The following is a 10,778-nucleotide window of genomic DNA, read 5'->3' on the forward strand; positions in this document are numbered from 1 at the left end:
TACGCCTACTGACGTCTACTGTGTTTCCATCGGCAGCCAGCGCTTTGGTCGGTATACTAACGCAATAACCCTCCTCCTCTGACCTGGAAAAACACATGACTCAAGATGCACTCAAAGCCGCCGTCGCAGATGCGGCAATTAAAGAGATTGAATCAGGATTGGAAAAGGACACCGTACTGGGCATTGGCACTGGCTCAACGGCTAATTTGTTCATTGATCGATTAGGGCCGTTTCGCGACCGTTTTAAAGGCGCGGTGGCAAGCTCAGAAGCCAGTGCCAAGCGTTTGGAAGGCCTGGGCATTGAAGTGTTTGAACTCAACAGCGTAGGCACCGTCCCCTTCTACATCGACGGCGCCGACGAAGTAAATGCTCACTTACACATGATTAAAGGAGGCGGCGCCGCACTTACTCGTGAGAAAATCGTGGCGGCCTGTGCCGAGCGTTTTATCTGCATCGCCGATGGTTCAAAGTACGTGGCAACGTTGGGCGATTTCCCTTTGCCGGTGGAAGTCATTCCCATGGCACGCTCTTACGTGGCCCGTGAGCTGGTAAAGCTGGGTGTCGACCCGGTCTACCGTCAGGGCGTCGTCACGGATAACGGCAATCATATTATCGACTGTTTTGATTTTATGATTGAAGACCCGGTTGCCATGGAAGCGCGCATTAACGCCATTGTCGGCGTTGTGACCAATGGCTTGTTTGCCGCGCGCGGGGCCGATGTATTGCTGCTGGGTAAAGCAGATGGTGTTGAGCGTATCGTGCGTTAAGGGCTTATCGTTCAGCGCTTGAGAGCGCTTCAAGGCCCTCCAGGGTGCGTGCAAGCGCACCCTGCTGCGCTTTGATAGCGGATTGGCCAGCCTGGCCTTCTTGAAGACAGCGCTTGGGGTCGACGAAGCGGCACTGCAAGGCATCGACCAGCGCATCGACATCCGCCACCAGAGTAAGTGCGCCAGCCGTTTCCAGCGGCTCGACCACATCAGCAAAGTTTTCGATAAAAGGACCGCTGAGCACGGGTTTGCCCAGCGCGGCGGGCTCGAGCACGTTGTGCCCGCCTAGCGGCACCAGGCTGCCGCCAACAAATGCCACCTGGCCTGCACCATAGAGAACAGCCAGCTCACCCAGCGTATCGCCTAGATACACTTGGGTAGCCGGGGTAACAGGCTCGCCCTGGCTGCGCCGACTTGTCTCCCATTTCTTTGCCTCACACAGTGCTGCGACCTCATCAAAGCGTTGAGGGTGGCGCGGTACAAGCACCAGCAGGGCGTCAGGAAATTGATGTAGCAATTGCCGGTGTGCTTCCAGCAGTAGCGCTTCTTCGCCATCACGGGTAGAACCGGCGACCCAGACAGGTCGCCCCTCCCACTCTAAAAGTAAGCGCTCACTTTCAACCAAACCCATTGGTGGCAGACCTACTTCAAACTTTAACGACCCTACCACAGCCGTTTTATCGGGCGCAGCGCCTAGCGCTTCAAACCGCTTGGCATCGTCAGCAGACTTGGCTGCCAGCCAATCGACATTGGCCAGTGTGCGGGCCATTAGCGGGGCAATTTTCTGATAGCGCTTGAACGCTCGAGGCGAGAGCCGTCCATTGACCACCGCAACCGGCGTGCCATGTTGCTGACAAGCGTGAAGCAGATTAGGCCAAAGCTCGGTTTCAAACATGATGGCAAGCTCAGGCGCTACGCGGTGCACAAACCGTTTGGCCGCACCGGGAAAATCCAGGGGTAGAAAGCAGTGCGCGAGTCGGGGGCGGTGATCAAGCTGCTGTTCAATCAATGCCTGCGCCTGCTGTGCGCCCGTAGCGGTCATGGTGGTTAACAGCAGGCTATGGCGAGGGTAGCGAACGAGCAGGCCCTCTATCAGCGGGCGGGCGGCACGGACCTCACCTACCGAGGCACAGTGCAACCAAATACGCGGCGGCGTAGGCAGCTTGCCAAGGCGCCTGCCCAGCCGCTGCCAACGTGAGTAAGTAGGTACTTGCTCACGCCAGATGCACCAGCCAATCAGTGGTGAAAGCGCATAGAGCGCCGCAGAATAGCCAAGACGCGGCCAGTTAATTCGCCCCATTATCCCTCGCGGTCCAAAATGGAGCTAATCATCGCCGAGGTGGATACGCCGTCCTCAAACCCGAGCACTTTAACGTCTCCTCCATTGGCTCGAACGGCGTCTCCACCGGCAATATCGTCTGGGTGGTAGTCACCGCCTTTTACCAGGATATCAGGCAGAACGGTTTCAATCAGCGCTTGCGGCGTATCGTTACTAAACGGCACAACCCAATCGACCGCGCCCAGGCCAGCCAGCACCTGCATGCGTCGATTAAGCGGATTGATCGGCCGCTTGGGCCCTTTAAGACGGCCAATGGAGGCATCGTCATTTACCGCCACAATCAGGCGATCACCGAGGCGTTTTGCCTGCTCCAGATAGGCCACATGCCCTGCATGCAGAATATCAAAGCAGCCATTGGTCATGACAACCCGTTCACCGCGTAGCTGTGCCGCACGCACAGCCTCAACGAGAGGCGCCGGCTCGATAACCCCAAACTCGGCGAGCCTATCGCCGTGTAACGCCGTATAAAGCTCAGCTATTGAGAGTGTCGCGGTACCTGGCTTGGCAACCACCAGACCCGCCCCCAGATTCGCCAGCATCATGGCTTCGGGCAAGGCATGGCCCGCGGCTAACGCGAGGCCCATTAAGCCAATGACCGTGTCACCAGCCCCGGTGACATCAAACACTTCCTGAGCGCGCGTAGGTAAATGAATAGGCGGCTGGCCTTCGCAGATCAACGTCATGCCTTTTTCGCTGCGGGTGACCAGCAGGGCTTCCAGCTCAAGCTCGGCGCGCAGCGCTTCGCCCCGCTTGGCAAGCTCAGCATCGCTTGCGCAGTGGCCTACCACGGCTTCAAATTCTGCAAGGTTAGGCGTGATCAAGCTCGCGCCGCGATACTTACTGAAGTCTTGCCCTTTGGGATCAATCAGAACGCGCTTGCCATGCGCACGCGCTTGGGCAATCAACCGCTCCACCTGGTTGAGCGTGCCTTTACCGTAGTCAGAAAGGATCACAACATCGCAGTCCGGCAACGCCTGTTCCACCTGGGCCAATAAATCGCCGATGTCGATGTTATCCAGGCGTTGTTCAAAATCCAGCCGCAGCAGCTGCTGGTTACGACTCATCACACGCAGCTTGGTAATCGTGGGCACGTCGGGGCTGCGCTGAAAGTGAGTATTTACATTGGCTGTATGCAGCCGAGTTTCCAATAACACCGCGTTGTCGTCATCCCCGACAACGCCTGCCAGGGCTGCATGGCCGCCTAAAGAGGCCACATTCAGCGCCACGTTGGCCGCGCCACCGGGGCGGTCGTCGGCCTCTTCAACACGCACGACCGGTACCGGGGCTTCAGGAGAAATGCGCGACGTGCCACCGTGCCAGTAGCGGTCGAGCATGACATCGCCGACGATCAGTATGTGGGCATGTTCTAACGCGGTTAAATCAACTTTCATGAGTAGATCCTGCAACTGTGTCTGACGCTGTATGCGCGAGGAGCGTATCCAGCTGGGCAATAACGGTCTCGGTTTTAATGAGCTGCATCGCATCCTGATGGCGCACCCGCTGGCCCCAAGAGACCTCGCCCACCGGCTTATGTAGGTAGGCATGCACGGCATCCGGATACGCATTGACGGCGAAATCACGCCAGCAATAGGGCGCCGCCCGCTGCGGATTCGTGGTGGCGTACAGCCCCAGAGTCGGCGTTCCCATCGCATTGGCCATGTGGACGGGGCCGGTATCCGGCGCGATCACCGCACGCGCCTGGCCAATCAGAGCCAACACGCCTTTCAATGACGTGCCACCTATCGCATTAATCACGCTACCCGGCTGGCACAAGGCTTCAATCTGCTCGCCTATTTCGCGCTCAAGCGTACTGCTTCCCCCGGTCAGCACACTTTTTAGACCATGGTGTCGCCAAGCGTGTTCGATAACGCTGGCGTAACCTTCCACCGACCAATTGCGAAAATTGCGCAAGCGGGCATTACTGCATGGGTTGATGACAAGATAAGGCGATTCTCCACTGATAACCCGCGCCTCTTCATAGGCCATCGCGGGTACCGGCATGTTCCACTCCAGGTGGTCGTCCTTCACACCCAGAAGGCGAGCAAAATCCATAAAGGATTCCAGCACATGCGCCTTGGGATGCGGCGCCAGCTGATGCTGGGTAAACCAGTGCTGGGCATCCTTGGCGCGAGCCTTGTCATACCCTACGCGTACATTGGCTTTTAGGCCCAGAGAGAGCACGCTGGCGCGAATCGCCTGCTGCATATGCAGCAGTACATCAAAGCGTGTATCGGCAAGCTCGCGCCACAAGCGGCGCATTCCGGCAAGGCCGGTCGACTTGTCGTACACGACAAACTCGACCCCGGAAAGCCCCGCCAGTAGACTGTGCTCCCCCTTGCCGATAATCCAGGTAATGCGCGCTCGTGGCCACTGGCGCTGCAGTGCGCGTACCGTCGGCACGAGATTGCACACATCTCCCAAGGCGGAGAGGCGCAAAATAGCAATGTGGTTGGGTTCAGCAGGCAACGAGGGCTTCATGCGCTTAACGGCACTCCGGCAAAAAAATAGTCTGATGTTACATGATGCAGACAGTTTAAGTGACGCACCGGGATCACACCAACTATCACATCCTATCGGGCCGGCCCTGTTCACGGCCAACTACTGGCGCCAGCAAGGCCTGGTGGTGGGTGAAGCACCCGGCCGGGGCAGCAGCCTTTTTCTACAGGCAACGCCGACCCAGCAGTGGGTGCTGCGCCCCTATCGGCGCGGCGGCATGGTCGCCAGGTTAAGTGAAAAGCGCTATCTATGGACAGGTGCCGAGCATACCCGCGCCTTTCGAGAACTGCGCTTAACCGCCACGCTGTTTGAACAGGGCCTGCCCGTTCCAGCCCCGGTTGCCTGCTGCATCACCCGCTATGGCATCACTTATGAAGCGGCGCTATTAACGGTAAGAGTCCCCGGCGCTCAGGCGTTAGCCTCGCTACTTACTGAAAACAGCGCCGATAATGCGCTGCTTGCAAGGGTAGGCGCTATGATCAAACGCTTTCATGATGCAGGGCTTGATCATGTCGACCTTAACGCACGCAATATACTGGTCGATCCGGCAGGAGAACCGTGGTTGATTGATCTGGACCGCTGTCGCCTACGCCCACCAGGCAAATGGCAAGCTGCTAATCTGGCGCGCCTTTCCCGCTCAGTGGTGAAGTTTAACGCGCCTCACGCCATAACCCCTATCCGGCAAGGCTATGCTGAAAGGGCAATCACCGGCAGGGAAAGCTAAATATATCCGCCAAGCCTAATGACCTAAAGCATCTTCCTTACTAACGCCTTATTCTTATAAAATACTGATCATCGAATTATAATGAGCGCACGTAAGGAAAATAATCGATGCCAAGATGGAACAAAGTGCTTGGGCGCAGACTGCTTGAGCGCTGGTACGACTATACCCCCGACAGCTGGCAACCCGATACGGTGCGCAAGGCAGTCATTCTCTGCCCAAAATCGGTTGGCGACGGAATGGCTATTTACCCCATCATCAGGGCCTTACAGGCACGCCATGTTGATTGGCTTTGTGTCGTAGCATCGCATAGAAATGCCCCGGTCTTCGAAACACTGAAAAGCGAGGGTGCTGAAGTTCAAATTGTACCCAGAGACAGGGACTATAAAGCAGTCAAAACGCTTGCGAGGAACCTTCGAGCGCGCCATGGAAGTATTGATCTTTGCGTAGATGCAACGGGACACGCCACCTCTCCCGGCATCTATTTTGTGGGCAAACTGAAAGCCCGCATGAACCTCACTTATAGCGCTTACAACATGCAGGCGTTCGCTGACTTTGGGCAGCCGATCACGTATGACACATCGCTACCCACTCGCTGGTCTAAGCTGATTGAGAACGTCGGGTTAGGTAGTGTCGAAGGGCGCTTTGAGCTACCGATTCCTGTCAATATCGATCAGGAAGTCCATCAGTGGGCAAGCGAGCTTGGTCCCTATGTACTGTTTAACCTTGATGGCGGCGCTGATTATCGCTGTATTTCCATGGATAAAGCCAAGGCGCTTATGGATACTGTTCATAAAACCACAGGATTACCGCTGGTTATTCCCTATGCCCCCAGTGGTGAACAAAAAGCCGTGCAGTTAGCCAAACAGTTTCCATTTGTTCACACGTTTCCTGGCCCGTGCTCACTGTTGGTGTCAGCCGCTCTCGTCAAATATGCCGCCGTCGTTTTCTCACCCGACACCTCTATTGTGCATATCGCCAGCGCCTATAATCGCCCCACGGTGGGCGTGTATACGGTTATCGACAGCGCATGGCAACCCCAGGCAACGCCCCATGAAATCATCCATTCAACGGACCATGTTGAGCAGGGGGTGACATCCGAGCGGCTGGCTGACGCATTCAATCGGGTCTACCCTTCGTCTGCCGAGATCTTGTAATACTCAATCAAGCGCTTTACATGCCGCTTGTTACTGAAGTGCTGTTCAACGCGCGCACGGGCTGCCTTGCCCATGGCATGACGCGTTGTTTCATCACGCACCATGGCCTCCATCGCTTTGGCCCACGCGTTAATATCGTGCGGGCCCACGAGCACGCCAGAGGCTTCATCGACCAGTTCGGGTAGCGACCCCGTGTTGGAGCCAATAATCGGCAATGCGCACGCCATCGACTCAATAATGGTCAAACCAAACGCTTCATTTTCCGAGGGGATACATACCAAATCCAGCGCAGGCAAGATTTCGGGCAGGTCACTGCGGTGGCCTAGAAAGCTGATTCTTTTCTCAAGCGGCGTGCCCGCAATCATCGCTTGTAGCTCGCTATAGAAACGTTCTTCCCCCCCGGACGCGTCGTCAGTACCGCCTATCGACACAGCATAAAAGGGCAACGCAGGATCAAGTTCCAGCAGTGCTTTAACCCAGACATCCTGGCCTTTACCAGGCGTCACGCGCCCAGGCAATCCGATAATAACGGCCTCTTCAGGCAGTCCTAACTCTGCACGTTTGGTGCGAATAAAACGCTCATCATTGCAAGGGCGATACGTATTGATATCGACACCGTGAGGTAAGCAGACAACCCTTTCGCTGGGCAACGGGAGATTGCGAATATTACGAAGGTGAGTCGCCTGGCTAATCGACAGGACGCGCTCTACATTGGCATAAGCGAAGCGGTGGTAGAGGCTTTTTTTGGGACGCTGCCCGCCCATGTGGTCGGTGTAGAACACTCGAATACTCGGCATAACCAGTTTTAAAAGTGCGGTTAAACGCAGGTCACTCGACTTATGGCAGTGGATAACGCGAACGTTCTCTTCCATCAACCATCGGCGGATGCGTAATACGTGCTTTAGCGCTTGAGTACTGCTTTTGAATGCCAAGTAAGGTATCTGATGACGCTGCATATAAGTATTAATCCGCGTGCCCTCAAGGCAGATGCCGATGACGTCAATCTGGGCCGCTTTTAAATCCTCGGTTATACGGTCAACATAAAACTCCATCCCGCCGTTACCCTTCGACAGACAAAGTTGCACCACCTTATTTACCATCGCATCCCTCACTTCGCCACGCACTGTTAAACAAGCTCTTCATTCTCTTGTAGTATACAGGCTGCAATTAACGGGGCACCCAAAATGGCGCAGAAAGTGCTGGTCGTACGTAATGATAAAATTGGTGATTTCATGCTGGCCTGGCCAGCGCTGGCCTGCCTAAAAAGCGCATCACCTACGCCGCATATTACAGTGCTGGTACCGGCTTACACTGCACCGCTAGCCAACGCGTGCCCTTGGGTGGATGAGGTCATTACCGACCCTGGTAGCCATGCTGACAAACACGCCCAGAAAGCACTGCTTAAGCGCGTAAAATCCGCCCAGTTTGATGCACTGCTGACCCTGTTTTCAACGCCACGCATTGGCTGGCTAGGCTGGCGGGCAGGTATACCGTTTCGTGTTGCTCCTGCGACCAAGTGGGCTCAACTGTTTTACAACGTGCGCATTCGCCAGCGCCGCTCTCAATCGGCAAAGCCTGAATATCAGTACAACGTGGACCTGGCGTGCGAGCTGTTATCCAGGCTTTCGCTTAAGCTGCCTGCACTGCCCGAACCGCCCTTTTGGCCACTGCCCAGAACACAAATGCAGGGCCAAACGCTGACAGAGGATATGACAGCCGAAGTATCTATCGTTGTGCATCCAGGCAGCGGTGGCTCGGCGGTTAATCTTTCAATTGATCAGTACGCGGGGCTTATTGCTCAAATAGGCCAGCAGGTGAAAGAAGTGCCGCCTATTAATTGGTTGATCAGCGCCGGCCCCGGAGAAGAGGCACCTGCCCAAGCGTTAATCGACCGGCTTGCCAGCGCTGACGTCACGGCCAGGCATCTACCCGAGAGCAGCAACGTCGCTGAGTTTGCCCACCGGCTGGCCGAGGCCGACATGCTGATTGCGGGCTCAACCGGCCCGCTGCATATCGCTGGATGCTTGAACATCGCCACCGCAGGATTCTACCCGGCTAAACGCTCGGCCACCCCACTGCGCTGGCAAACGTGCAACAGCGCTGAAAAGCGGCTGGCCTTTAGCCCTCCAGCCACTGCTGACCAGCAGGACATGTCGGCGATTGATATTGATGCTGCCGCTCAGCAAATTTCAACGTTTCTCCTTTCAGCGTTTATGCGGGGGTGATGTCCGTGTGCGGATCCATAAGTCAGCGTATTTATTAAACGTAGAGTGCGCTGACAAAAGCGCTAGCAGGAAACCCTGCTTGCCATCCTTAAAGCCCGCTTTTAGCAGATACATCTTCACAAAGCAGGCAAGCCCATGTGTGAAACCGCTCGCCAGCGTGGCCGTTTTACCCTGAGCGGCCCGTTGCTCCGACCACGCCTGCGCATAGTGGGCAGATTTTTCCAGATAATGGCGCAGATCACGGTAGGTATAGTGCAGCAAATCGCCAGACAGGCGTTTGACCGTTAGACCATCGGGCACCACCAGTTTTTCATGTACCAGCGCTGCATTATAGGATGCTTGCCCTTTGGGATAGAGACGCGCGACCCAGTCCGGATACCAGCCTGAGTGGCGGATAAACCGCCCGAAACACCAGGAAAGCCGCCCGAGACTAAAAACGGCTGGCCCCCCCTGCACAGCCTCCTGAATGCTTTTTTGCAGCGCTGGCGTAATGCGCTCATCGGCATCCACCATCAATATCCACTCGTGGCTGGCCAGTGCCTCGGCGCGCTGGCGCTGTACGCCAAAGCCCTGCCAATCCGTATTAACGCTTACGTTATCCGTATACTCGCGCGCAATCGCGCAGGTTTCATCCTGGCTCCCCGCATCCAGCACGACAATTTCGTCGGCCCAGGTGAGCGTATCAAGACATTCGCGCAGATGGTGCGCTTCATTTTTAACAATCAACACAGCAGAAATTGGCAAGAGGATTTCTCAGCTTAAGAATTTTTCAGGGTAACAGCATCATAGCTTTCACAAATCGCATGTGAAAATTAGCATCTTTTTAATTAGCATCCTGCTGTTTTCTAAACGACCTCTTCGTGGTGCTTCTTTATTTTTTGAGAGTATCTCAAGCTGTTTTTTTGCGGAAATCCACTTAGCATAGACAGAAACATTCTGACGCCCATTTTCTTCTTAAACATTCTAAAAAACAGCTTAAAGAATAATGCTATTTTAAGTAGAACCCGACCGGTGCGGTTGTAGTGTTTATTTAGCAAGTGGTAATAGGAAATATAAAACTCTTGTTGCATTCGAAATCCTTGCTCTGTGCTACCACCCGCTTCATGAAATATCTGTGCTTCAGGAATAAAAAAAACTTTCCTATCAGATTCCCAAATTCTTTTGGCAATATCCTCTTCTTCACAGTAAAGAAAAAAGGCGGTATCAAAACCACCAATATCGCAAAAAGCATCTGCATTAAAAAACATGCAAGAGCCACTAACCACTTCAACCTGCGTGGGTTTATCTAACGTCACACGATTGCTTGGAAATTTAATCCTTGAAAATTTTCTTTGCACGCTGTTACCAAACAGCTGCTTTAAAAGATGGGGAAACTGTTTGTGCGAAGATGAATAATTGTTGTTGGCATCTACTATTTGAGCAGTTGCCAACGCCACCGCTGCGTTTGAATCCAGATACTCCTTTAATACGCCTGCCGTATTATTTAAAAGTTTGCAATCATTGTTAACAAAAAAGTAATACTGCCCACTCGCATGATTTACCCCTAGCATGTTGCCACTTGAGAACCCACTGTTGATGGAATTTCTAATTAATGTCACGTCATTTTTATCTTTCAGAAACTCTTTCAGACGTAAAAAATCTTTATCTTCAGAGGCATTATCAACAACAATAATTTCGTAAGATACGCTATCAGTATTCGACAAAATGCTATTAATTAACTCAGCTGTATATTGTGAAGAATTATAATTTATCGTAATAAATGACACTTCTATTTTTTTCATAAGGAACCACTGTGGTTGAGTTCAATTAAAAGAACACTTCATTACAATAAATGACGAATGCTTCTGATAGCGGTTGCAGATAGCTGTATATAGTCAACTGTTTAAATTCTACCGTAAGCCGCCATACTATTAAACATCGCTGCCAACCCGCCCTGGATCGATAAAGACCAACAGCTCTCTCATATAACCACAGTAGGCTGCCTCAACGTGCTGCCGCATAGCAAGTCAAACTTCGGCTAAAATCCCTGCCGACCAAAGGCATAAGACGGCAGATAGTTTTTCGGCGGCGCTT

General features: G+C 53.8%; 10 protein-coding genes. 4 read left to right on the forward strand and 6 right to left on the reverse strand.

All coding sequences use genetic code 11. From position 1 onward, the window contains the following. Positions 1-95: 95 nt before the first annotated feature. Positions 96-767, forward strand: a complete 672-nt coding sequence (gene rpiA / locus ACT3TJ_RS15815) for a ribose-5-phosphate isomerase RpiA (RefSeq protein WP_193057344.1) — start codon at positions 96-98, stop codon at positions 765-767. 4 nt (positions 768-771) lie between these two features. Here the strand turns inward: rpiA and waaA are convergent, their stop codons facing one another. From waaA to ACT3TJ_RS15830, 3 genes are read right to left on the reverse strand one after another with little or no spacing between them, the layout of a single operon-like run. Continuing rightward, positions 772-2,067, reverse strand: coding sequence for a lipid IV(A) 3-deoxy-D-manno-octulosonic acid transferase (waaA, locus tag ACT3TJ_RS15820; protein ID WP_193057343.1), 1,296 nt, complete (start codon positions 2,065-2,067; stop codon positions 772-774). Next, entirely contained in the window at positions 2,067-3,497 is a 1,431-nt protein-coding gene (gene hldE / locus ACT3TJ_RS15825) for a bifunctional D-glycero-beta-D-manno-heptose-7-phosphate kinase/D-glycero-beta-D-manno-heptose 1-phosphate adenylyltransferase HldE (RefSeq protein WP_193057342.1), read from the reverse strand. Before hldE ends, waaA begins: the two co-directional genes overlap by 1 nt. After that, positions 3,487-4,584: a glycosyltransferase family 9 protein gene (locus ACT3TJ_RS15830; protein ID WP_193057341.1), complete on the reverse strand. Its 1,098-nt coding sequence runs from the start codon at positions 4,582-4,584 to the stop codon at positions 3,487-3,489. The genes hldE and ACT3TJ_RS15830 overlap by 11 nt, the downstream gene beginning before the upstream one ends. Between ACT3TJ_RS15830 and ACT3TJ_RS15835 the strand changes: the two genes are divergently transcribed. Next, positions 4,583-5,326 (forward strand): 3-deoxy-D-manno-octulosonic acid kinase, encoded by a 744-nt coding sequence (locus ACT3TJ_RS15835; protein WP_087106949.1) that lies wholly within the window; start codon positions 4,583-4,585, stop codon positions 5,324-5,326. The two genes, ACT3TJ_RS15830 and ACT3TJ_RS15835, sit on opposite strands and share 2 nt — an antisense overlap. 107 nt (positions 5,327-5,433) lie before the next feature. Next, the gene (locus tag ACT3TJ_RS15840; protein ID WP_193057340.1) at positions 5,434-6,480 is read left to right on the forward strand and encodes a glycosyltransferase family 9 protein; all 1,047 of its coding nucleotides are present in this window, start codon (positions 5,434-5,436) and stop codon (positions 6,478-6,480) included. Here the strand turns inward: ACT3TJ_RS15840 and ACT3TJ_RS15845 are convergent. Further along, positions 6,453-7,580, reverse strand: a complete 1,128-nt coding sequence (locus ACT3TJ_RS15845; RefSeq protein ID WP_193057339.1) for a glycosyltransferase family 4 protein — start codon at positions 7,578-7,580, stop codon at positions 6,453-6,455. The two genes, ACT3TJ_RS15840 and ACT3TJ_RS15845, sit on opposite strands and share 28 nt — an antisense overlap. Positions 7,581-7,664: 84 nt before the next feature. Between ACT3TJ_RS15845 and ACT3TJ_RS15850 the strand changes: the two genes are divergently transcribed. Continuing rightward, the gene (locus tag ACT3TJ_RS15850; RefSeq protein WP_193057338.1) at positions 7,665-8,705 is read left to right on the forward strand and encodes a glycosyltransferase family 9 protein; all 1,041 of its coding nucleotides are present in this window, start codon (positions 7,665-7,667) and stop codon (positions 8,703-8,705) included. On the opposite strand, the gene ACT3TJ_RS15855 is transcribed toward ACT3TJ_RS15850, so the two are convergent. Both ACT3TJ_RS15855 and ACT3TJ_RS15860 read right to left on the reverse strand, forming a co-directional pair. Further along, entirely contained in the window at positions 8,685-9,449 is a 765-nt protein-coding gene (locus ACT3TJ_RS15855) for a glycosyltransferase family 2 protein (protein WP_193057337.1), read from the reverse strand. The genes ACT3TJ_RS15850 and ACT3TJ_RS15855 overlap by 21 nt on opposite strands. Positions 9,450-9,550: 101 nt before the next feature. After that, positions 9,551-10,486: a glycosyltransferase family 2 protein gene (locus ACT3TJ_RS15860; protein ID WP_193057336.1), complete on the reverse strand. Its 936-nt coding sequence runs from the start codon at positions 10,484-10,486 to the stop codon at positions 9,551-9,553. Positions 10,487-10,778 lie beyond the last annotated feature (292 nt).

Origin of the sequence: Halomonas sp. AOP30-A1-24, assembly GCF_052378165.1 — a bacterium.
Lineage (GTDB): Bacteria > Pseudomonadota > Gammaproteobacteria > Pseudomonadales > Halomonadaceae > Vreelandella > Vreelandella citrativorans.